Raw genomic sequence first — 21,656 nt, forward strand, 5'->3', positions numbered from 1 at the left:
GTTTCCCGTAACGTCCGCGGCCGCCGAGACGATGTACTTCGCGTATGCCCTGGTCGGGCGAAGAAGGGTAAGGGTTTCATGTTCGGTCGTCTCACCACGCTCGCCAGCGCCGCCGCAATCGCGGGTGCCACACTCGCGGGTCTGTCCACCGCCACGGCCCAGGCCGCGCCCGGCTGCCCGGATGTGCACTGGTTCGGAGCCGCGGGATCGGGACAGCGTGACGGCGACCTGACCTCGAACGCCGGAATGGGCGACGACATCTACCAGTCCTACCGCGACGTGCAGCGTCTGGTGACCGCCGACGGTCGCACGATGACGGCTGAGGCCGTCGAGTACCCCGCCGTCCCGGTGCCCGATGACGACGGCGGCGTCGGGGAGTGGCTCGGCTTCATGGGCAGCGTCGACGCCGGCGCATCCGCGCTCGAGTCGCAGTACACGGCGTTCACCCAGCGTTGCCCGGAGTCGAAGGTCGTGCTCGCCGGCTACTCGCAGGGCGCGATGGTGGTACACCGCAATCTGCATGCGGCCGGAACCAATCCGAACGTGGTGGCCGCGCTGCTCATCGCCGACGGTGACCGCCTGCCCGCCGACCCGACCATCAACATCGGCTCGGTCACCAGCGTCCCGGGCGCCGGAAAGGGCGTGGCCCAGGACTGGCCGATCCTCGCGCATGCACCGGCGCCGCTTCCGCCCGCGATCGGTGCCCGCACAATCAGCGTGTGCGAGCTCAACGATGCGGTCTGTGACTACGACCCCGACGCCGAAGAAGTGTCGAAGGTTTCGACGCTCATCCACACCGGCTACACGAAGGCCTCGAGCGGGTACCGCTGGACTCAGCCGCTGTATCAGCTCATCGGGCCCGCAACGGTGACACCGCAGGCGCCCGAGGCGCTTCCGATCACCCCGCTGGCCGCGGCGACACCGACCGACGCGACGGCTCCGACCGAGTAGCCGTCCGCGGGGCGATCCACAGCACGACCGCTCCGGCGGCGAGCAGCGCCACCGCCAGCACCGCAAGGATCGTGTCGATCGCCTCCGCGGCCGGTGTTCCGTTGCGCTGCAACATCTCCAGCACGGTCGACGCGACGGCCACGCCGACGCCGGCCAGCGACACCAACACCGTCAGCGTGACCCCGGCGGCCTCGCCGGCCCGTGCCGGACGCACCACCGCCTGCGTCGCGACGGTGGTGAATGCATAGACCAGGCCCAGCGACAGCCCGCACACACTGAGGGCGACGAGGTAGGGCGCCCAATCGCGCGACAGCGCAACGGCGCCGAGGCCCAACGCGGCGGCGACCGTCGTCGCACCCATCACCGCCGCAGGTGAGCGTCGAGTGCCGACCCTGCCGGCCAGCACACCGCCGATCGCCGCGCCCGCAGATGGGCCGAGGAACGCCAGTCCCGCGGTCAACGGATCGAGTCCCCGGACTGTCTGCAGGAACACCGTCGACAAGAAGATGGTCACCGCGTAAGCGATGTTCGCGACGGCGCCCGCCACCACCAGGATCGTGAACCTCGCGTTGCGGACGAGCGACAGGTCGACCAGCGGCCACCGAACCCTGGTCTCGACGACGACGAACGCCGCCAGTGCGAGCAGCGAACCCGCGAACGCGGCGACGGTCGACACCGACAGCCAACCCCAGCCGGGCGCGCGATCGAAGGTCAACGTGAACAGCCCGATCCCGACACTGATCAACGCCAGTCCCGCCGTGTCGATGCGCCGGGGCGCCGACTCGTCGAATGATTCGGTGACGACGCGCGCCCCGATGGCGAGCGAGGCCGCGGCGAGTGGCACGTTCAGCCAGAAGATCCATCGCCAGCCGACGGTGTCGGTCAGCAACCCGCCGACGAGTGGACCGGCCGCGTTGCCCAAAGCCGCTATACCGTAAGCCAATCCGATCGACCGGCCGGCCCTCGCAACGCCGTACGCATTGGTCAGCACACTCACCGACACCGGAAAGATCAACGCCGCACCCAAACCCTGCGCTACCCGGAAGGCGATCAGCACGCCGAGGGTCGGCGCCACCGCACACGCCACCGAGGCGGCGCCGAACAACGCGACCCCGGTGAGCAGCGTGCGGCGACGGCCGACGATGTCACCGATGCGGCCCGCGGGCACCATGAACGCGCCCAGAGCCAGCATGTAGACGCTGACGATCCACTGCAGGTCGGTTGCGCTGCTGCCGAACTCGACCGCCATGCGCGGGACCGCGAGGTTCATCGCGAAGTAATCGATCTGCACACAGAACAACGCCAGTGCGACGGCAGCCAAGGTCCACCCCGACCGCGACTTCTCCACCGATGCCATCGCACGACGATACGGCTCACCGACGGGCGATTGGCGCTAATCTGACACGCAGGTCAGGCGGTGATGACGGGAGCGTGACTGGCATGTTGTGGCGTTACATCAAGGTTCAAGCCTTCGTGCTGCTGTGTGGCATCGTCGGGCCGATCTTCTTGGTCATCTACTTCGCCTCGGGCGCCGATCCGATGATGAAGTGGATGTTCTGGGCCGGCCTGCTCATTACCGCCGCCGATGTGCTGATCGCACTGGCGATCACGGCCGGAGGAGCCCGGTCGGCGGCCAAGACCGCCGCTCTCGAACAGACCGGAGTACTGGCGCTGGCTCAGGTCACCGGAATCCACGAAACCGGGACTCGGATCAACGAACAGCCGCTGGTGAAACTCGACCTACAGATCTCCGGACCCGGCATCGCGCCGTTCGCCAGCCAGGACCGGGTGATCGCCTCGATCTCGAGGCTGCCGATGATCACCAACCGCAAGCTGGTCGCGCTGGTCGATCCGATGACCAACGAGTATCAGATCGATTGGGAGCGAAGCAGTCTGGTGAGCGGGATGATGCCCGCCAACTTCACCATCGCCGAGGAAAACCGTACGTACGATCTGACCGGCCAGACGGAGCCGCTGATGGAGATCCTCCACATCCTCAAGGCGAACAACATCGGGCTCAACAACATGATCGACCTGAGGTCGAATCCTGTTGCACGTCAGCAGGTTCAGCAGGTCGTGCGCCGAGCGGCGGCCGCACATCAGGCACCGGCCGGCACCGCCCCGCCACCTGCGGCGGTACCGACCGCCGCACCTTCAGTCGCACCCCCGGAACCGTCGACCGCTGCGCGTCTCCAGGAACTCGAGACGCTACGCGCTATGGGTTCGATCTCCGAGGACGAATACACGGCGAAGCGCCAGCAAATAATCGCTGACCTGTAACTTTTCGGCCTCCAGCCCGCCGCGGGCTGATACCGTTCCGTCGTGCCGTGTCGCGCCCCTGTGGGGGTGCCGCAATGACGGACTCGCTGGAGCAGAGGGCGATCCAAGGTCCGTCGCTAGCCGATGCCATCATTCCGCTGGTCGCGCTGACCGTGCTGATCGGTAGCTCCATAGCGCTTTTCGGACTCGACGCCCTCGACGGGCCCATTCAGGTGGCACTCGTGTTGTGCTGCGCGGTCGCCGCCCTGATCGCGCTGAAGAACGGGCATCGTTGGAGCGCAGTGCAAGAGGCGGGTCAAGGCGCCCTGTCGTCGATCACCAGCGCGTTGTTCATCCTGCTTGCTGTCGGCGCACTGATCGGGACGTGGAATCTGTCCGGCACCATCCCGACGTTGGTCTATCACGGAATTCAGGTGCTCTCGCCGGGTTACTTTTATGTTGCCACCGCGGTCATCTGTGGTGTCGTGGCGATGTCGATCGGAAGTTCGTGGACGACAGCGGGAACGGTCGGCGTGGGCCTGGTCGGCATCGCGACGATGCTCGGGGTGTCACCGGCCATCACCGCGGGCGCCGTGATCTCCGGTGCCTACCTGGGGGACAAGCTCTCACCGTTGTCGGAGACGACGATCCTGACCGCGCAAATGGTCGAGGTGGACCTCTATACGCACATTCGCCATCAGGCGTGGACGTCGGTGCCGGCGTTCGTGATCGCGGCGATCGTGTTCGCAACCCTGGGTGTCGCCGGCCCGCCGCCGGTGGCCACCGTCGGCGAAGAGGTCGAACTCGCCAAGCTGAGCGAGATCTTCTCGATCACGCCGTTGAACCTCCTACCGCTGGCGATCCTCGTCTTCCTGTCCGTCCGCAAGGCGCCCGCGTCGTTGGCTCTGCTGGCGGCTTCGTTGTGGGCCGGTGCGCAGGCCGTCGTCCTGCAACGCGATGTGGTCGACGGATTCGTGCGTGAGATGCACGGCAGCGCCAATGTGATCGTCGGGTCGATACAGGCGGTCTGGCGCGCGATGGCCAACGGCTTCACCATAAACTCGGGGATCGCTGAGATCGACCGGTTGTTGTCGCGCGGCGGTATGGACAGCATGCTGCTCACCATCTGGCTGATCATCGGCGCGGTGACGTTCGGCGCACTATTGGAGCAGTTCGGGCTGATCGACCGGCTGGTGCATCCGTTGATCGCCGCCGCGAAATCAACAGGCCAACTCTATTTTTCGGTGTTCGCAACCGGTATCGGGCTCAACATCGTCGCCGGCGATCAGTACATCGCGCTCGTGCTGCCCAGCCGTGTCTTCCGCCTCGAGTTCGAGAAACGCGGGCTTGCGCCGCAGAACCTGTCGCGGCTGGCAGCGGACAGCGGGACCGTGACATCGGCGCTCGTGCCGTGGAATTCGTGCGGCGCGTTCATGAGCGCGGTGCTCGGCGTGTCGACATTGGCGTACCTGCCGTTCGCGGTCTTCAACATCGCCAGCCCCCTGCTCAGCGTGGTGTACGGCTACACCGGCTTCAAGATCGTCAAGGCGTCATCCACCGAGGAAGCGGAAGCGACATGACCTCAGCCGAGACCCGCACCGAACAGGCCGAACAGAAAGTCAGCCTGCCGACCCTGACCGCGATGGTGGTCGGGTCGATGATCGGCTCGGGTGTCTTCCTGCTGCCGCGGCGCTTCGGCACCGAGACCGGCGTGCTCGGCGCGATTATCGCCTGGACCATCGCGGGCTCCGGAATGCTGATGCTGGCCTTCGTGTTTCAAAGGCTGGCTGTCCGCAAGCCGGAACTCAATGCGGGCATCTTCACCTACGCCAAGGCCGGTTTCGGTGATTACGTCGGGTTCAACTCGGCCATCGGCTATTGGGCGTCGGCCTGCGCGGGCAACGTGTCGTACTGGGTGTTGATCACGACGACGCTCAGCGCGGTGGTTCCGGCGTTCGGCGCGGGGGACACCGTGCTCGCGGTGGTGGTGTCGACCGTCGGGGTGTGGCTCTTCGCCGCGCTCGTCATGCGGGGTGTCAAGGACGCCGCGGTGATCAACTACATCGTCACCGTCGCGAAGGTGCTTCCGATCCTGGTGTTCATCGTGATCGCGATCGTCGCGTTCGAGGCCGGCGTATTCGCGGACAACTTCTGGGGCGACGCCGGGGGATACTCCTTCTCCGCGATCTGGGATCAGGCCACGGGCACGATGCTGATCACCGTCTTTGTGTTCCTGGGCATCGAGGGCGCCGCGGTGTACTCGCGCATGGCGCGCAGGCGCGAAGACGTCGGGCGGGCAACGGTGTTCGGCTTCCTCGGCGTTCTCAGCGTGTTCGCGATGGTGACTCTGGTGTCGTACGGCGTGCTGCCGCAGGACGAGTTGGCGAACGTCGGCCAACCGTCCATGGCGGCGGTACTGGAATCCATCGTCGGCCCCTGGGGTTCGGTCTTCATCAAGGTCGGTGTGATCGTCTCGGTGCTGGGGGCCTATCTCGCATGGACGTTGATGGCCGCGGAGGTGCTGTTCATTCCCGCCAAATCGGATGACATGCCGCGATTCCTGGCCCGGACCAACAGCCACGATGCCCCAGTCGCCGCGCTGATCATGGCCGCGGCACTGATCACCCTGCTGCTGATCGCGCTGCTGTTCGCCGCAGACGCACTCGATTTCATGCTGGACCTCACCGCCGCGCTGTCGCTGATCCCGTATCTGCTGGCGGCGGCGTACGCATTGAAACTCACCACCACGCGCGAAACATACGAGGACGGCAGGTCACTCGTCGGCGATATGAGCATCGCCGCCATCGCGACCGTGTACACCCTGTTTCTGATCTACGCCGCGGGCATGGACAAGCTGCTGCTGTCCTGCATCCTGTATGCCCCGGCGGCCGCGCTCTACTTCAAGGCCCGCAGGGAACGTGGCCTGCGCGTCTTCCGTCCCGCTGAGGCCGTCCTGTTCGGCGTGGTCGTGCTCGGCGCGATCATCGCCGTGGTGTCGCTGTCAACCGGCGCGATCGAAATCTAGTGCACACGAGAGGAATCGAAGTGTCCAACCGATCTGCTGATTACGGCGTCCACTCCGAGGTGGGCAAGCTGCGCAAGGTGCTGGTCTGCTCGCCCGGCCTCGCCCACGAGCGCCTGACCCCGACCAACTGCGACGCGCTGTTGTTCGACGACGTGCTGTGGGTGCAGAACGCCCGCCGCGACCACTTCGACTTCGTCGACAAGATGCGCGAGCGCGACGTCGAGGTGGTCGAACTGCACGAGTTGCTCGCCGAGACGATGGCCATCCCGGAAGCCAAGGCGTGGCTGCTGGACCGCAAGATCGTGGCCAACGAGGTGGGGCTCGGCCTGGTCGACGACACACGCGGCTTCCTCGACGAGCTGATGCCCCAACGGCTCGCGGAGTTGCTGATCGGCGGTATGTCGATCCGCGACCTGCCGAGAGAACTGCACTCCGGCTACCGGTCCCTGGCACGCGAAAACGCCGGGATCACCGAGTATCTGATGCCGCCGCTACCCAACACGCTGTACACGCGCGACACCACCTGCTGGATCTACGGCGGTCTGACCCTCAACCCGCTGTTCTGGCCGGCACGCCACGACGAGACGCTGTTGATGAAGGCGATCTATGAGTTCCATCCCGACTTCGTCGGCTCGCGGGTGTGGTGGGGCGATCCAGAGCAGCCCTGGGGCCTGGCCAGTTTCGAAGGGGGCGACGTGCTGGTGCCCGGACACGGCGTCGTCATCATCGGCATGAGCGAACGGACGTCGCGGCAGGCCATCACGCAGGTGGCTGCGACGCTGTTCGGCGAGGGCGCGGCCACGCAGGTGATCGTCGCCGGTATGCCCAAGTTGCGGTCGGCCATGCATCTGGACACCATCTTCACGTTCGCCGACCGGGACGTGGTGACCATCTATCCCGAAATCGTGGACGCCATGGAGACATTCACGCTCTACCCCAGCGATGCCGCCCCGGGCGTCGAGGTGGTCGAGGCGCACAAGCCTTTTGTCGAGGTCGTGGCATCGGCCCTCGGGTTGAGCGAACTGCGGGTCGTGGAGACGGGCGGAACGGCCTACGACTCGGAGCGTCAGCAGTGGGACAGCGGCAACAACCTGGTCGCCATCGAACCCGGCGTCGTGTTCGCCTACGACCGCAACACCCACACCAACGCACTGCTGCGCCGTGCCGGCATCGAGGTCATCACCATCGTCGGTGCCGAACTGGGCCGTGGCCGCGGCGGCGGGCACTGTATGACCTGTCCGATCATCCGCGATCCCATTGAGTGAATCAGCCGCTAGAACACGTTCCAGTTTGGCTGTTAGCCTGTCCGGAGGATCCCGGAAGGAGCAGCGGTGACGGCGATCAACCGACCCCTGGAAGGCCGAGTGGCATTCATCACCGGAGCCGCGCGCGGGCAGGGGCGGGCGCACGCGGTGCGGCTGGCCGGTGAGGGCGCCGACATCATCGCGATCGACGTCTGCGCCCCGATATCGGAGACGATCACCTACCCGATGCCGACGTCGGAGGATCTGGCCGAGACGGTGCGCGCGGTCGAGGCGACCGGCCGCAAGGTGCTCGCCCGCGAAGTCGACATTCGCGACCTGGCCGCGCTGCAGCAGGTGGTGGCCGACGGCGTCGAGCAGTTCGGCAGGCTCGACATCCTGGTGGCAAACGCCGGCGTGCTCAGCTGGGGCCGCATCTGGGAGATGTCGGAAGAGCAGTGGGACACCGTCATCGACGTCAACCTCAACGGGACGTGGCGCACCATCCGCGCCGCCCTGCCGGCGATGATCGCCGCGGGCAACGGTGGATCGGTCATCATCGTCAGTTCCTCGGCCGGGTTGAAGGCCACGCCGGGCAACGCGCACTACGCGGCATCCAAGCACGGACTGACCGCGCTGACCAACGCGCTGGCCATCGAGGCCGGCGAGTTCGGGATCCGGGTGAACTCGATTCACCCGTACTCGATCGAGACGCCGATGGTCGAGAAGGACGCGATGATGGCGATCTTTGCCAAGTATCCGAGCTATCTGCACAGTTTCGCTCCGATGCCGTACCAGCCGCTCGACGAGGAGAACAAGGGGCTTCAGGGGTTCATGGAGCCCGAAGAGGTGGCCGACGTCGTCGCGTGGCTCGCCGGTGACGGTTCGAAGACGCTCTCCGGCAGCCAGATCGCGGTCGACCGCGGCGCCATGAAGCACTGACTTTTCCTCGCGAACAGACACAAAACTGCCCAATTTCCGCCGATTTCCGGCAGTTTTGCGTCTGCTCGCCGGACTCAGGGGACCAGCACGGCGGCGAACTGGTCGATGGCCCAGTCGATTTCGGCCTCGGTGATCACCAGCGGAGGAGCGAACCTCAGCGCCAAACCGTGGGTGTCCTTGACGAGGACGCCGCGCTGCGCCAGGCGCAGGCTGACTTGTTTGGCGGTGCCCGAGCGCGGGTCGATGTCGACGCCGGCCCACAAACCCTTACCGCGGACCGCCACGACGCCGTGACCGATCAGCGACCGCAGCCGCCGGTGCAGATGTGCGCCGAGTTCGGCTGAGCGGCGCTGGAATTCGCCTCGCCGCAGAATCGCCACCACGGCCGCCCCGATCGCCGCGGCCAGCGGATTGCCTCCGAATGTCGAGCCGTGCTCTCCGGGATGCAACACGCCGAGGACGTCAGAGTCGGCGACCACCGCCGACACCGGCATCACGCCTCCGCCGAGGGCCTTCCCGAGCAGGTACACGTCGGGCGTCACATCCCAGTGCTCGCAGGCGAACGTCGTGCCGGTGCGCGCCAGACCGGACTGGATCTCGTCGGCGATCAACAGCACATTGCGCTGCGTGCACAACGCGCGCAGGCGGGGCAGGAAGTCGTCGGGCGGAACGATGATCCCCGCCTCGCCCTGGATCGGTTCGATCAGCACCGCGACCGTGTTCTCGTCGATCGCGTCGGCGAAGGCATCGGCGTCGCCGAACGGCGCGACGCGAAATCCGGGGGTGTACGGGCCGAAGCCGCGGCGGGCCGTCTCGTCGTCGGAGAAGCTGATGATCGTGGTGGTGCGGCCGTGGAAGTTGTTGTGTGCCACCACGATATTCGCGGCATGCGCCGGAACGCCCTTGACGTCGGTGCCCCATTTGCGGGCGACCTTGATGCCGCTCTCGACGGCCTCGGCGCCGCTGTTCATCGGCAGCACCATGTCCTTGCCGCACAGGTCGGCCAACGCCGCGCAGAAAGGCGCCAGACGGTCGGAGTGGAACGCTCGGCTGACCAACGTCACGGTGTCCAGCTGGGCATGCGCGACGGCGGTGATTTCGGGGTTGCGGTGCCCGAAGTTCACCGCCGAATACGCCGCGAGACAGTCCAGGTAGCGACGGCCCTCCACGTCGGTGATCCACGCGCCCTCGGCGCTGGCGGCGACAACCGGAAGCGGCGCGTAGTTGTGCGCCACGCAGCGGTCGTCGATCGCGGCGCCCGTCGCCTCCAGAGTGGTCACGGATGCACCTCCAATGTGCAGCATTTGATCGATCCGCCGCCCTTGAGCAGTTCGGAGAGATCGACGCCGACGGGGTTGAACCCTGCCTCGCGGAGCTGGGCGGCGAAGCCGGTGGCCGCGGCGGGTAGCACGACGTTGTACCCGTCGGAGACCACGTTGAGGCCGAGGACGTAGGCGTCGGCACTTGCGACCTCGATCGCGTCGGGGAACAGCGTCCGCAGGCTCACCCGCGAGGTGTCGCTGAACGCCGGCGGGTAGTACGCGACCGTCGTGTCGTCGAGCACCGCGAGCGCGGTGTCGAGGTGGTAGAACCGCGGATCGACCAGCTCGAAGCTGTAGGTGGCGAGTCCCAACAACTGCGCGATCTCGTCGTGGGCTCGGCGATCGGTCCGGAATCCGTAGCCCGCCAACAGGATCGAACCGGCGGTGAGCAGGTCGCCCTGGCCCTCGTTGATGTGGCGGGTCTGCACGGGTTGATACCCGTGCTGGGACATCCACTCTGCGTACGCGAACGCTTCGGCCGCGCGCTGCGGGTAGGCGAACCTCGCGACGACCGCGACGCCGCTCGCGATCAGGCCGCCGTTGGCGGCGTAGACCATGTCGGGCAGCCCCGGGACCGGATCGACGATGTCGACAACGTGCCCGAGCCCCTTGTACGTCCGGCACAACGTCTCCCACTGGGCGAGGGCCAGCTCGGTGTCGACGGGCGTCGCGGTATTCATCCACGGGTTGATCACGTACTCGACCGCGAAGTAGGTCGGCGGGGTCATGACGTAGTGACGCAGGCGCGCCCGCCGCCGGGAGGGCGGGTTCGGCTGGCGTGCCGCGGCGACATCGATAACCGTCATGAATCCACGGTAGGGATGCCCTTGGACGCAATCAATCGTTGATTGTTGCGTGTCTACCAGCGAAAGATTGCGTATAGTTCGTCAAATCAGCGATTCATTGTGCGGAGGTGTCGGATGAACCGCCTCGACGCGACCGACGAGCAGATCCTCGCCGCCCTCACGGACGACGCGCGCGCAACGTTCGCCGAGATCGGGGAGCGGGTCAACCTCTCCGCGCCCGCAGTGAAGCGCCGGGTCGACCGCATGCTCGACACCGGAGTCATCCGCGGCTTCACCACGGTCGTCGACCGGACCGCCCTGGGCTGGACCACCGAGGCCTACGTACAGGTGTTCCGTCACGGAACCATTGCCCCAGAACGGTTGCGGGCGGCCTGGATCGACATTCCGGAGGTGATCAGCGCCGCGACCGTCACCGGAACGGCCGATGCGATCCTGCACGTCGTCGCACGCGACATGCGGCACCTGGAGGAGGCGCTGGAACGGATCCGCTCGGCCGCCGAGGTCGAGCGCAGCGAGAGCATCGTGGTGCTGACGAACGTGATCGACCGCGATCGAGGCTGAGCACCAATGGCCGGGGTGGCGGACAAATCGCCGTAGGGATCGTGTAAGAAACTGCCCATGACCACATCAGCGGGCATCGTCATCGTCGGCGGCGGACTCGCGGCCGCCCGTACCGCCGAGCAGCTGCGGCGATCGGAGTACACCGGCACGGTCACGATCGTCAGCGACGAGGACCATCTGCCGTACGACCGGCCCCCGCTGTCGAAGGAGGTGTTGCGCGCCGAGACCGACGACGTCACCCTCAAGCCCGCGGAGTTCTACGAGGAGAACAACATCACCGTGCGGCTCGGCAACGGCGCACGGTCCCTCGACACGGCCGCGCAGACCGTCACGCTCGCGGACGGATCGGAGCTGGGTTACGACGAGCTCATCATCGCTACCGGTCTGGTGCCCAAGCGGATTCCGTCCTTCCCCGATCTCGCGGGCATCCACGTGCTGCGGAACTACGACGAGAGCGTGGCCCTGCGCCAGGAGGCCGGGTCGGCTCGGCGCGCCGTGGTCGTCGGGGCCGGGTTCATCGGCTGTGAGGTCGCGGCGAGCCTGCGCAAACTCGGCGTCGAGGTGGCGCTGGTGGAGCCGCAGCCGACGCCGCTGGCGGCCGTGCTCGGCGAGCAGATCGGCGAGCTGGTGGCCCGGGTGCACCGCGCCGAGGGTGTCGACGTCCGCTGCGGCGTGGGCGTCGCGGAGGTGCGCGGTTCGGATCGCGTCGAGAAGGTGGTCCTCGGCGACGGCACCGAACTCGACGCCGATCTGGTGGTCGTCGGCATCGGCTCGCATCCGGCGACCGAATGGCTCGAGGGCAGCGGCATCAAGCTCGACAACGGCGTCGTCTGCGATGACCACGGCCGCGCCAGTGCACCGCACGTCTGGGCCATCGGAGATGTCGCCTCATGGCGGCACAACCTCGGACATCAAGTGCGCGTTGAACATTGGAGCAACGTCGCCGACCAGGCCCGGGTTCTGGTGCCCACGATGCTGGGGCAGGAACCCCCGACCGCGGTCTCCGTGCCGTACTTCTGGAGCGACCAGTACGACGTCAAGATCCAGTGTCTGGGCGAACCGGAGGCAGAAGACGTCGTCCACATCGTCGAGGACGACGGGCGCAAGTTCCTCGCGTACTACGAGCGTGCCGGCGTGGTCGCCGGAGTCGTGGGCGGCGGCATGCCGGGCAAGGTGATGAAGGCGCGCGCCAAGATCGCGGCGCGCGCACCCATCGCCGACCTCCTCGGCTGACTAGTGCTCGCCGAGGTAGAACCGGACGCCCTGGTCGTCGGCGCACAGCGCGGATTTACCGTAGGGCTGCTGTGACGGCTCGTCGATGACGGTGCCGCCGGCCTCGCGCACCCGCGCCACCGCGGCGTCGACATCGGCGACGGTCCACATCGGCACGGTCACCGCTTCGGAGTTGCCGCCGGCGACACCGGACATCGGGTGCGTCTCGCGCACCCCCCAGCCGTCGTCGATGCGCCCGGGTTCGAACGTCCAGAACAGCACCCTGCTGTAGAACGCCTTGAACGCCGCGGAGTCCGGCACCTGGTAGGTGATGTACGAAAGTTCGCCTGGCCCAGTGCCGTTGAGCGCCGGGCGCGCCGTTCCGGGCACCGGCCGGAAGACCGCGAACGCCGTACCGGCGGCGTCGGTGGCGTCGAGCACGGTCCCGAAGTCGAACTCACCGATGGTGCCGACCGTGCCGCCACCGTCGATGATCGAGCGCCGCGCACCGTCGAGATCGGTGACCGCGTAGCAGCACAGCATGCCCTGCGGACTGTCGACGCTGAAGATGCCGATCCGCTGGTCGGTGTTGGTCACCTGGTGGGTCGACGGGTCGTAGTGCCAACCGAGGACGTGACCATAGAACGCCGCGGCCCGCTCGGCGTCGGGCACCCACACCGAGACATAGCCGACGTCGCCGTGCTGAATCGGGACGGCCGTGCCCGTCACCGGCCCGGTGAGCATCCAGCGGTGGCCGAACGGATCGATGATCGCCGCGTTGCGGGCCCCGTAGTTCTCGTACGGTTCCCGTTGTACCTGCGCGCCGTGCCGCCGTGCCCGCTCCAGCGTCGTGTCGGTGTCGCCGACATTCAGCTGCAAGCTGACCGAAACCGATTGCGGTGACGGTGCTTTCAGGCCGATCTCGGGATACTCGTCGGCGAGGTATAACACCCCGTCGCCGACGGCCAACTCGGCATGGCCGATGCGGCCGTCGTCCATCTCGACGGGCTCGCCGACCACCGTTGCCCCGAACACGTCGCCGTACCAGGCGATGGCGCGGCGCGCATCGGCGACGGCCAGGTACGGCAGCGCAGCGGAGCGCGGCGGTGTGTCCGGTGTGATCGACGTGGTGTCGGGCAGTTCGGCGAGTGCGGTGTCCGTGCCGCTCATGACGACCTCCTGGCTTCGATTTGGTAGTGAAAGCGCCGACTCCAGCCGCGCGCGCAGCCGGGCGGCGAACGCCGGGTCGGGGGCGACCGGAAGCTCGTCGCCGCGCAGCACGTCCAGCGGATCGTGGCTGTTGTTCACGGCTGCCTCCCTTCCGGTTCCGGGTAGTGAGCGCGAAATGCCCTGCGGGCCCGCACCAGCAGCGCCTCGGTGGCGTGCACCGTGCGGCCGATCAGTTCGGCGCACTCGGGCACCGAGCAGTCGTCCATGTAGCGCAGTGCCAGGACCGTGCGGTGCTGTTCGGGCAGCTTGGCCAGCACGCTTTCGGCGACGATGCGGTCGAGCTCGGCATCCCAGTCGTCCGGCGGCTCGACAGGTTCGGGCAGGTCGGCGACCGGGGTGCTGAACCGGTCGTGGCGGCGCCGGTAGTGGTCGGCCAGCTTGTGGCGCGCCACCCCGAGCAACCACGGCACGGTCATCGGCGGCGGAGCGGTCTTCCTGGCGGCATCCATCGCCGCCAGAAAGGTTTCCGACGTCAGGTCTTCGGCGGTTCCACGGTCACCACAGCGGCGGACGAAGTATCCGTACACCACCGGTAGCGCTTCGTCGTACAGCGTCAGCAGTTGCCGTGGAGCGTCGGTGCCGTGCGGTTCGGCGCTCACACCCTTATCGTCGCCATTGCGCGCCGAACTCCGAGGGTCTTGTCGAAACTTTTTCAGTCCCGGTATTCGGGCGTCCACCGGACGTCCGCGATTCGCTGCGCCAGTTCCGCGGAGTTGCGCGCGGGCGCGACGCCGTCGGCGACGGCTTGTTCGGCCACGGCCTGGGCGATCCGCACCGCCACGTGCGGGACGTCCGACCACGCGGGCAACAGGGGTGCTGAAGGATCGCCGAGGGCGGGGGAGGACTCGCCGAGCGCGGCCGCCGCGGCGCGCATCATCTCGTCGGTCACCCGGGTCGCTTGCGCGGCGGTGACGGCCAGCCCCATCGCGGGGAAGATGTATGCGTTGTTGCATTGCGCGATCGGCCGCTCGACGCCGTCGCGCTGCAACGGCGCGAACGGGGAACCCGTCGCCACCAATGCGCGCCCGTCGGTCCAGGCGTCGAGCTCGGCCGGGTGGGCCTCCGCGCGGCTGGTCGGGTTCGACAACGGGAAGATGATCGGATGGTCGACCTTTGCGGCCATTTCGCGCACGATGTGCTCGGTGAACGCGCCTGTGGCGGTGGACAATCCGAGGAGTACACCGGCGTCGACGTGAGAGATGACGTCGGCCAGTTGGGCGGGTCCGGACAATCCCCAGCTCGCGACCCGGTCGGCCGGTTGCGCGAACATGCGCTGATCTGCCGACAGATCCGTGCGGTCGTCGGTGAGCAGGCCGTTGACGTCGACGACCCAGATCCGCTCGTGCGCCTGTTGCGCGGACAGGCCCTCGGTGACCATCTGACGGTGCACCATCCCGAGAACCCCGATGCCCGCCGAGCCGGCGCCCAGCATCACCACCTGCTGCTCCGACAGCGGACGCCCCGCCACCTTGGCCGCGCCGTGCAGCGCCCCCAGCGTCACCGCGGCGGTGCCCTGGATGTCGTCGTTGAATGTCAGCAGCTGATCGCGGTAGCGCTGCAGGATCGGCAGTGCATGCGCGGTGGCGAAATCCTCCCACTGCAGAAGCACATCCGGCAGCTCCTCGCGCACGGTGGCGACGAATTCGTCTATGAATGAATAGTATTCGTCGTCGCTTATCCGGCGGTGACGCCAGCCGAGGTACTGCGGATCCTCGAGCAGCTCGACGTTGTCGGTGCCCACGTCGAGCACGATCGGCAGCGTGCGGGCCGGGTCGATGCCGCCGATGAGCGTGTACAGCGAAAGCTTGCCGATCGGGATGCCCATGCCACCGATGCCTTGGTCGCCGAGCCCCAGGATGCGCTGTCCGTCGGTGACGACGATGACGTCGACCTCTCGGCGCGGACGGTTGCGCAGCACCTCGCGCAGGTATTCGCGGTCGGGATAGGAGACGAACAACCCCCGCGGACGTTGGTAGATCTCGCTGAAGCGTTGGCACGCCTCGCCGACGGTCGGCGTATAGACGGTCGGCATGGTTTCGGCGATGTGGTCGCGCAGCAGCCGATAGAACAACGTCTCGTTGCGGTCCTGCAGGTTTCGTAGGTAGATGTGCTTGTCCAGCGGCTCTCGACGCCTGCTGAACTCTCGCCACGAATGTTCGGTCTGCTGCTCGAGAGTCTTCTCGGCGGTGGGAAGCAGCCCCAGTAAACCGAATTCGCGACGCTCGTCGTGGGTGAAGGCGGTGCCCTTCGTCCACAGCGAGTCGAACAACAGGTCGTGACCCGTCTTATCGGAGCGATCCTCGGCCATCGGTGTCCTTTCCGCGACGGCCCCAAAGCTATCGCGGTGACCGAGTGCGCCGCGGTGATTCAGCGATCGAGGACCCACAGGCCGTCGGCGACGGTGTCGAACGCCGCGCCGAGCGCCGTCGACAACGGCTCCGCCTCGTCGGCCAGCCAATGTTCGTAGGCGGACAGGGCCACGCCGAGCATCGTCCACGCCACCGTCTGCGGGACGAGGTCGCCAGCGGTGGCGTCGAGGCGCTTGGCGACGAAGTCGGCGACCACGCCGCGCCAGCCGGCGTACATGGTCATCGAATAGGCCTGCAGCGCGGCCGTCTCGAGGATGACGCGCATGCGCATGCGGTGCCGCGCGGTCTCCGCCTCGTCGAAGCTGTTGAAGGCCAGCAACGCCGTGCGCAGCGCCTCGCCGATCGGCACCTCGGGGTCGAGATCGGCGAGCAGATCCCGCATGTGGGCCAGATGCGCGTCGAAGTCCCCCCAGGGCAGCGCGTTCTTGGATGGGTAGTAGCGGAACAGCGTGCGCCGGGCGATCCCGGCGGCCTCGGCGATGTCGTCGACGCTGACGTCGTCGAAACCGCGCGCGGCGAACAGCTCGATCGCCACATTGCTGATGTGGTCCCACGTCGTCGAGCGCCGGCGGCCCGCCCGGTGCTGGTCCGGCCCCATGTGGGGGTCCCCTTTCCATTTAGGCACTCGATGCCATATTATTGCGACCTCGATCACAGTTGTCGAGAACCGGTGATATTGAAAGGCGGAGCGAGATGGAACCGAAGCAGCAGGTGGAGAACGACGAGCTGGTTACCGAGACGCTCGTCGAAGAGGTGTCGATCGACGGGATGTGCGGGGTCTACTGATCGTGACCTCGTCGTCGGCGGAGTCTGAGCAAGGCACCGCATTCGACCCGGAAGTCGGCTGGCGGCTGCACCACCAGGTGGCGGTGCGGCCGGAGCCGTTCGGGGCGCTGCTCTACCACTTCGGGACACGCAAGCTGTCGTTCCTGAAGAACCGGACGATCGTCGACGTCGTCAACACGCTGTCCGAATATCCCGACGTACGATCGGCCTGCCGTGCCGCCGGTATCGACGACACCCAGCAGGCGCCGTACCTGCAAGCGCTAGGCGTGCTTGCTCGATCGAAAATGCTGGTGCCGCAATGACATCAACGGAAACCGTTCGTGTGCCGAAGCTGGTTGAGCAGTTCGAGCACGGCCTCGACGCCCCGATCTGCCTGACCTGGGAGCTGACGTACGCCTGCAACCTGGCGTGCGTGCACTGCCTGTCGTCATCGGGTAAGCGCGACCCGCGTGAGCTGACCACGCAGCAGTGCAAGGACATTATCGACGAGCTCGAGCGCATGCAGGTCTTCTACGTCAACATCGGCGGCGGCGAACCGACGGTGCGCTCGGACTTCTGGGAGCTCGTCGACTACGCCACCGCCCACCACGTCGGCGTGAAGTTCTCCACCAACGGCGTGCGCATCACGCCGGAGGTCGCGGCGCGGCTGGCGGCCAGCGACTACGTCGACGTGCAGATCTCGCTCGACGGTGCGACCGCGGAGATCAACGACGCCGTGCGCGGCGCAGGCTCGTTCGCGATGGCCACCCGGGCGCTGCAGAACCTCGCCGACGCGGGCTTCAAGGATGCCAAGATCTCGGTGGTGGTCACCCGCCACAATGTCGACCAGCTCGACGAATTCGCCGCCCTGGCAGACCAATACGGCGCGACGCTACGTATCACCCGGCTACGGCCGTCGGGTCGCGGCGCCGATGTGTGGGATGACCTGCACCCCACTGCCGACCAGCAGGTCCAGCTCTACAACTGGCTGGTGGCCAAGGGTGAGCGGGTGCTCACCGGTGACTCGTTCTTCCACCTCGCCGGGTTGGGTGAGCCGGGCGCGCTCGCCGGCCTGAACCTGTGCGGGGCCGGGCGGGTCGTCTGCCTCATCGACCCAGTCGGTGATGTCTACGCCTGCCCGTTCGCCATCCACGACCGCTTCCATGCCGGAAACATCCTGTCCGACGGCGGTTTTCAGAATGTCTGGAAGAACGCGCCGCTCTTCCGCGAGTTGCGTGAACCGCAGTCGGCCGGCGCGTGCAGCAGCTGCGATCACTACGACAGCTGCCGCGGCGGGTGCATGGCCGCCAAGTTCTTCACCGGGCTGCCGATGGACGGCCCGGACCCCGAGTGCGTCGAGGGCTACGGCGCACCCGCCCTGGCCCGTGAGCGGGTCAAGCCCAAGTCCAGCGTCGACCATTCGCGGTCCGGTCCGGTGATGCTCAAGCTGCTCACGACGCCTCCCAAACGCCTCTGCAACGAAAGTCCGGTTTGATCATGACCGCCACGTGGTTCGAAACCGTCGCCGCCGCCCAAGAACGGGCCAAGCGTCGACTTCCCAAGCCGGTGTACTCGGCGCTCATCGCCGCGAGCGAGAAAGGCGTCACGGTCTCCGACAACGTCGACGCGTTCGCCGAGTTGGGCTTCGCACCGCACGTTGTCGGAGCGACGGAGAAGCGCGATCTCGCCACCACCGTTATGGGACAAGAGATTTCGCTGCCCGTTCTGATCTCGCCGACAGGTGTGCAGGCTGTACACCCGGACGGTGAGGTCGCGGTCGCGCGTGCGGCCGCCGCGCGCGGTACGGCCATGGGCCTGTCGTCGTTTGCGAGCAAGCCGATCGAAGAGGTGATCGCGGCCAACCCGAAACTGTTCTTCCAGGTGTACTGGCTGGGCGGCCGGGAAGCGATCGCGGCCCGCGTCGAGCGGGCCCGCCAAGCGGGTGCGGTCGGCCTGATCGTCACCACGGACTGGAGCTTCTCCCACGGCCGCGACTGGGGCAGCCCGAAGATCCCCGAGCAGATGGACCTGCGTACCACCTTGCGCATGCTCCCCACTGGTCTGACGCGGCCGAGCTGGATGTGGCAGTGGGGTAAGACCCTGCGGCCGCCGAACCTGCGGGTGCCCAACCAGGCGGCGCGCGGCGAGGACGGTCCGCCTTTCTTCGCCGCCTACGGCGAGTGGATGGGCACTCCTCCGCCGACCTGGGAGGACATCGCCTGGCTGCGCGAGCTGTGGGGTGGTCCGTTCATGCTCAAGGGTGTGATGCGCGTCGACGACGCGAAACGTGCTGTGGACGCTGGTGTTTCGGCGATTTCGGTGTCCAATCACGGCGGCAACAACCTGGACGGAACGCCCGCGTCGATCCGCGCGCTGCGCCCGATCGTCGAGGCGGTCGGCGACGACATCGAGGTGGTGCTCGACGGCGGCATCCGCCGGGGTAGCGACGTGGTCAAGGCCGTCGCGCTCGGCGCCCGCGCGGTGATGATCGGCCGGGCTTACCTGTGGGGCCTCGCGGCCAACGGGCAGGCCGGCGTCGAGAACGTGCTCGACGTGCTGCGCGGAGGCATCGATTCTGCATTGATGGGTCTGGCACGAGCATCCGTACATGATCTTGTGCCCGACGACGTGCTGGTCCCGCCCGGGTTCATCCGCGCACTGGGCGTGCCCGGAGGCTCGACCTCCTGACGGCCGACCCTGCGTCCGGGAACGTGCTGGTACAGGCGGGGCGCAGGGGGCAGGGGGGACGACACCGGCGCCGCTGGCGGAGAAATCGGTGAATCAATTGCTGTGCTTGCTTCAACAATTGGCGCACGACAGGTGAATTCGGCCTACCATCGGCGAGTGCCATCTGTCAGCGAGCTCGCGAATGCGACGTCGAAGCAGCTGCAGAGCACCACGTCAGCACTGCTCGTCCCGGTCGGCTCCACCGAGCAGCACGGCCCCCATCTTCCGCTGGACACCGACACGCGGATCGCGACCGCCGTCTGCCGGGCGGTTGCTGACCGGCTGGCCGACGGCGACGAAGCGAACTGGTTGGTCGCGCCGGCCATCGGCTACGGCGCCAGCGGCGAGCACGAAGAGTTCAGCGGCACCGTCTCGATCGGGACGTCCGCGCTGCGGCTGTTGCTGGTGGAGTTCGGCAGGTCGGCATCGCGATGGGCGTCCCGGCTGGTCTTCGTCAACGGCCACGGCGGCAACGTCGAGGCGCTCGCCGCCGCGACCGCTTTGCTGCGCTACGAGGGGCGGGACGCGGGCTGGTGCTCCTGCACCGTCGCGGGTGCGGACGCGCACGCCGGCCATACCGAAACGTCTGTATTGCTACATATTTCGCCCCAGGACGTCCGCGTCGACGAGCGGGTGCCTGGCAACGTCGCGCCCCTGCGCGAGCTGATTGGGGAGCTGCGCCGGGGTGGTGTCGCCGCGGTGAGCGAGGTCGGGGTGCTCGGCGATCCCACGACCGCCACCGTGGAGGACGGCGCGCGGATTTTTCCCGATATGGTCGAGACATGCCTTCGGCGGATCACGCGCTGGGCTCCGGACCGCGACGGGATGCTGACATGACCGGGCCGCGGCTGCCCGACGGCTTCGCCGTTCAGGTCGACCGCCGGGTGAAGGTGCTCGGCGAGGGGTCGGCCCTGCTCGGCGGTTCACCTACTCGTCTCCTTCGCTTGGCCCCCGCCGCCCAGACGATGCTCAGCGGCGGTCGGCTCGAAGTGCACGACGCCGTCAGCGCCCAGCTTGCGCGCACGCTGCTCGACGCGACGGTGGCACATCCGCGTCCGGCCAGCGGCCCGTCGCATCGCGATGTGACTGTGGTGATCCCGGTGCGCGACAACGCTTCTGGCGTCAGGCGGCTGCTGACCGCCGTGCGCGGCTTGCAGGTCATCGTGGTCGACGACGGCTCGGCCATACCGATCGAGGACACCGACTTCGCCGACGTTCACGCGCAGGTGCGGGTGCTGCGGCACGAGCGCAGCCGGGGCCCCGCGGCCGCCCGCAACACCGGACTGGCCGCGTGCACCACCGACTTCGTGGCCTTCCTGGACAGCGACGTCGTGCCGCGGCGCGGATGGCTGGAGGCACTGCTCGGGCACTTCTGCGATCCCGCCGTCGGCCTGGTGGCGCCTCGCATCGTCGGTCTTCGCGAACCGGACAATCTGGTCGCCCGCTACGAGGCGGTCCGCTCGTCGCTCGACCTCGGCCTGCGTGAGGCCCCGGTGATGCCGTACGGCACGGTCTCCTATGTTCCCAGTGCGGCGATCATCGGCCGCCGGGCGATGCTGCGCGAGGTCGGTGGCTTCGACGAGACGCTGAACGCCGGCGAGGACGTCGATCTGTGCTGGCGACTCATCGAGTCGGGCGCCCGCCTGCGCTACGAGCCCATCGCCCTGGTGGCCCACGACCACCGCACTCAACTACGAGAGTGGTTCGTGCGCAGGTCTTTCTACGGTGAGGCCGCCGCACCGCTGTCGGTCCGCCATCCCGGCAAGACCGCCCCGCTGGTGATCTCGGGCTGGACGCTGGTGGCCTGGATACTGATGGCGATGGGATCGTCCATCGGATACCTGGCCTCGGTCGTCGTCGCCGCCATCACCGGCCGCCGCATCGCCAGGTCGCTGTCGAGCGTCGAAACCGAACCCAAGGACATCGCGGTGGTGGCCGCTCACGGACTGTGGTCCGCCGCCATGCAGCTGGCCTCGGCGATCTGCCGACACTACTGGCCGCTCGCACTCATCGCCGCGTTGCTGTCTCGACGATGCCGTCAGGTGGTACTGGTGGCCGCGGTGGTGGAAGGGGTCGTCGACTGGTTGACGCGCAGCCGCAACACCGAAGACGACACCCAGCGGGTCGGGCTGGTCACCTACATCCTCCTCAAGCGCCTCGACGACATCGCCTACGGCGTGGGTCTGTGGACCGGTGTGATGCGCGAGCGGAATCTCGGTGCGCTCAAACCCCAGATCCGGACCTGA

21 protein-coding genes are annotated in these 21,656 nt (G+C 67.4%); 14 read left to right on the plus strand and 7 right to left on the minus strand.

Annotated elements, in window-relative coordinates:
- Positions 1-78 precede the first annotated feature (78 nt).
- Positions 79-951, plus strand: coding sequence for a cutinase family protein (locus A5752_RS23590; protein ID WP_067090929.1), 873 nt, complete (start codon positions 79-81; stop codon positions 949-951).
- Here the strand turns inward: A5752_RS23590 and A5752_RS23595 are convergent.
- The gene (locus tag A5752_RS23595) at positions 899-2,308 is read right to left on the minus strand and encodes an MFS transporter (RefSeq protein WP_082964036.1); all 1,410 of its coding nucleotides are present in this window, start codon (positions 2,306-2,308) and stop codon (positions 899-901) included. The genes A5752_RS23590 and A5752_RS23595 overlap by 53 nt on opposite strands.
- Positions 2,309-2,391: 83 nt before the next feature.
- Between A5752_RS23595 and A5752_RS23600 the strand changes: the two genes are divergently transcribed.
- From A5752_RS23600 to A5752_RS23620, 5 genes are all read left to right on the plus strand, one after another.
- Positions 2,392-3,231, plus strand: a complete 840-nt coding sequence (locus A5752_RS23600) for an SHOCT domain-containing protein (RefSeq protein WP_067090939.1) — start codon at positions 2,392-2,394, stop codon at positions 3,229-3,231.
- Between the two features lie 74 nt (positions 3,232-3,305).
- Positions 3,306-4,790 carry a Na+/H+ antiporter NhaC gene (gene nhaC / locus A5752_RS23605; protein ID WP_067090940.1) on the plus strand — a complete coding sequence of 495 codons (1,485 nt, stop codon included), beginning with the start codon at positions 3,306-3,308 and terminating at the stop codon, positions 4,788-4,790.
- A complete protein-coding gene (locus A5752_RS23610; RefSeq protein WP_067090942.1) occupies positions 4,787-6,235 on the plus strand; it encodes a basic amino acid/polyamine antiporter in 1,449 nt (482 codons plus the stop codon). The genes nhaC and A5752_RS23610 overlap by 4 nt, the downstream gene beginning before the upstream one ends.
- Before the next feature lie 20 nt (positions 6,236-6,255).
- Positions 6,256-7,500, plus strand: a complete 1,245-nt coding sequence (locus tag A5752_RS23615; protein ID WP_067090944.1) for an arginine deiminase — start codon at positions 6,256-6,258, stop codon at positions 7,498-7,500.
- 66 nt (positions 7,501-7,566) lie between these two features.
- The gene (locus A5752_RS23620) at positions 7,567-8,418 is read left to right on the plus strand and encodes a mycofactocin-coupled SDR family oxidoreductase (RefSeq protein ID WP_197500711.1); all 852 of its coding nucleotides are present in this window, start codon (positions 7,567-7,569) and stop codon (positions 8,416-8,418) included.
- 74 nt (positions 8,419-8,492) lie between these two features.
- Here the strand turns inward: A5752_RS23620 and rocD are convergent, their stop codons facing one another.
- Complete coding sequence (gene rocD / locus A5752_RS23625) at positions 8,493-9,722, minus strand: ornithine--oxo-acid transaminase (RefSeq protein WP_067090946.1); 1,230 nt, start codon at positions 9,720-9,722, stop codon at positions 8,493-8,495.
- Entirely contained in the window at positions 9,695-10,546 is an 852-nt protein-coding gene (ddaH, locus tag A5752_RS23630) for a dimethylargininase (RefSeq protein ID WP_067090950.1), read from the minus strand. Before ddaH ends, rocD begins: the two co-directional genes overlap by 28 nt.
- A 114-nt stretch (positions 10,547-10,660) precedes the next feature.
- Here ddaH and A5752_RS23635 point away from each other — a divergent pair, with 114 nt between their 5' ends.
- A complete protein-coding gene (locus tag A5752_RS23635) occupies positions 10,661-11,107 on the plus strand; it encodes an Rv2324 family transcriptional regulator (RefSeq protein ID WP_067090953.1) in 447 nt (148 codons plus the stop codon).
- A gap of 57 nt (positions 11,108-11,164) precedes the next feature.
- The gene (locus A5752_RS23640; RefSeq protein ID WP_067090956.1) at positions 11,165-12,340 is read left to right on the plus strand and encodes an NAD(P)/FAD-dependent oxidoreductase; all 1,176 of its coding nucleotides are present in this window, start codon (positions 11,165-11,167) and stop codon (positions 12,338-12,340) included.
- Here A5752_RS23640 and A5752_RS23645 read toward each other — a convergent pair whose 3' ends face one another.
- From A5752_RS23645 to mftR, 4 genes are read right to left on the minus strand one after another with little or no spacing between them, the layout of a single operon-like run.
- Complete coding sequence (locus A5752_RS23645) at positions 12,341-13,627, minus strand: VOC family protein (RefSeq protein ID WP_067090958.1); 1,287 nt, start codon at positions 13,625-13,627, stop codon at positions 12,341-12,343.
- On the minus strand, positions 13,624-14,148 hold the full coding sequence (locus tag A5752_RS23650; protein WP_067090960.1) for an RNA polymerase sigma factor: 525 nt from the start codon (positions 14,146-14,148) through the stop codon (positions 13,624-13,626). The genes A5752_RS23645 and A5752_RS23650 overlap by 4 nt, the downstream gene beginning before the upstream one ends.
- 53 nt (positions 14,149-14,201) lie before the next feature.
- A complete protein-coding gene (locus A5752_RS23655) occupies positions 14,202-15,857 on the minus strand; it encodes an NAD-dependent malic enzyme (protein ID WP_067090962.1) in 1,656 nt (551 codons plus the stop codon).
- 59 nt (positions 15,858-15,916) lie between these two features.
- The gene (gene mftR, locus A5752_RS23660; RefSeq protein WP_067090964.1) at positions 15,917-16,516 is read right to left on the minus strand and encodes a mycofactocin system transcriptional regulator MftR; all 600 of its coding nucleotides are present in this window, start codon (positions 16,514-16,516) and stop codon (positions 15,917-15,919) included.
- Between the two features lie 95 nt (positions 16,517-16,611).
- Here mftR and mftA point away from each other — a divergent pair, with 95 nt between their 5' ends.
- The 6 genes from mftA (at position 16,612) to mftF (ending at position 21,656) form a co-directional block, all read left to right on the plus strand.
- Positions 16,612-16,704 carry a mycofactocin precursor MftA gene (gene mftA, locus A5752_RS23665; RefSeq protein ID WP_067090967.1) on the plus strand — a complete coding sequence of 31 codons (93 nt, stop codon included), beginning with the start codon at positions 16,612-16,614 and terminating at the stop codon, positions 16,702-16,704.
- Entirely contained in the window at positions 16,689-17,006 is a 318-nt protein-coding gene (gene mftB / locus A5752_RS23670; RefSeq protein ID WP_067090970.1) for a mycofactocin biosynthesis chaperone MftB, read from the plus strand. Before mftA ends, mftB begins: the two co-directional genes overlap by 16 nt.
- A complete protein-coding gene (gene mftC / locus A5752_RS23675; protein ID WP_067090972.1) occupies positions 17,003-18,178 on the plus strand; it encodes a mycofactocin radical SAM maturase in 1,176 nt (391 codons plus the stop codon). The genes mftB and mftC overlap by 4 nt, the downstream gene beginning before the upstream one ends.
- Before the next feature lie 2 nt (positions 18,179-18,180).
- A complete protein-coding gene (gene mftD, locus A5752_RS23680; RefSeq protein WP_067090974.1) occupies positions 18,181-19,371 on the plus strand; it encodes a pre-mycofactocin synthase MftD in 1,191 nt (396 codons plus the stop codon).
- 132 nt (positions 19,372-19,503) lie between these two features.
- Positions 19,504-20,247, plus strand: a complete 744-nt coding sequence (gene mftE, locus A5752_RS23685; RefSeq protein WP_067090980.1) for a mycofactocin biosynthesis peptidyl-dipeptidase MftE — start codon at positions 19,504-19,506, stop codon at positions 20,245-20,247.
- Complete coding sequence (gene mftF, locus A5752_RS23690) at positions 20,244-21,656, plus strand: mycofactocin biosynthesis glycosyltransferase MftF (RefSeq protein WP_067090983.1); 1,413 nt, start codon at positions 20,244-20,246, stop codon at positions 21,654-21,656. The genes mftE and mftF overlap by 4 nt, the downstream gene beginning before the upstream one ends.

It is taken from the genome of Mycobacterium sp. 852002-51961_SCH5331710 (assembly GCF_001665535.1).
In the GTDB taxonomy this organism is placed as follows: Bacteria; Actinomycetota; Actinomycetes; order Mycobacteriales; family Mycobacteriaceae; genus Mycobacterium.

Coding starts and splice junctions, on each gene's coding strand:
- A5752_RS23590 (WP_067090929.1), top strand. CDS start 79: ATGTTCGGTCGTCTCACCACGCTCGCCAGCGCCGCCGCAATCGCGGGT.
- A5752_RS23595 (WP_082964036.1), bottom strand. CDS start 2,308: ATGGCATCGGTGGAGAAGTCGCGGTCGGGGTGGACCTTGGCTGCCGTC.
- A5752_RS23600 (WP_067090939.1), top strand. CDS start 2,392: ATGTTGTGGCGTTACATCAAGGTTCAAGCCTTCGTGCTGCTGTGTGGC.
- nhaC (WP_067090940.1), top strand. CDS start 3,306: ATGACGGACTCGCTGGAGCAGAGGGCGATCCAAGGTCCGTCGCTAGCC.
- A5752_RS23610 (WP_067090942.1), top strand. CDS start 4,787: ATGACCTCAGCCGAGACCCGCACCGAACAGGCCGAACAGAAAGTCAGC.
- rocD (WP_067090946.1), bottom strand. CDS start 9,722: ATGCTGCACATTGGAGGTGCATCCGTGACCACTCTGGAGGCGACGGGC.
- ddaH (WP_067090950.1), bottom strand. CDS start 10,546: ATGACGGTTATCGATGTCGCCGCGGCACGCCAGCCGAACCCGCCCTCC.
- A5752_RS23635 (WP_067090953.1), top strand. CDS start 10,661: ATGAACCGCCTCGACGCGACCGACGAGCAGATCCTCGCCGCCCTCACG.
- A5752_RS23640 (WP_067090956.1), top strand. CDS start 11,165: ATGACCACATCAGCGGGCATCGTCATCGTCGGCGGCGGACTCGCGGCC.
- A5752_RS23655 (WP_067090962.1), bottom strand. CDS start 15,857: ATGGCCGAGGATCGCTCCGATAAGACGGGTCACGACCTGTTGTTCGAC.
- mftR (WP_067090964.1), bottom strand. CDS start 16,516: ATGGGGCCGGACCAGCACCGGGCGGGCCGCCGGCGCTCGACGACGTGG.
- mftA (WP_067090967.1), top strand. CDS start 16,612: ATGGAACCGAAGCAGCAGGTGGAGAACGACGAGCTGGTTACCGAGACG.
- mftC (WP_067090972.1), top strand. CDS start 17,003: ATGACATCAACGGAAACCGTTCGTGTGCCGAAGCTGGTTGAGCAGTTC.
- mftD (WP_067090974.1), top strand. CDS start 18,181: ATGACCGCCACGTGGTTCGAAACCGTCGCCGCCGCCCAAGAACGGGCC.
- mftF (WP_067090983.1), top strand. CDS start 20,244: ATGACCGGGCCGCGGCTGCCCGACGGCTTCGCCGTTCAGGTCGACCGC.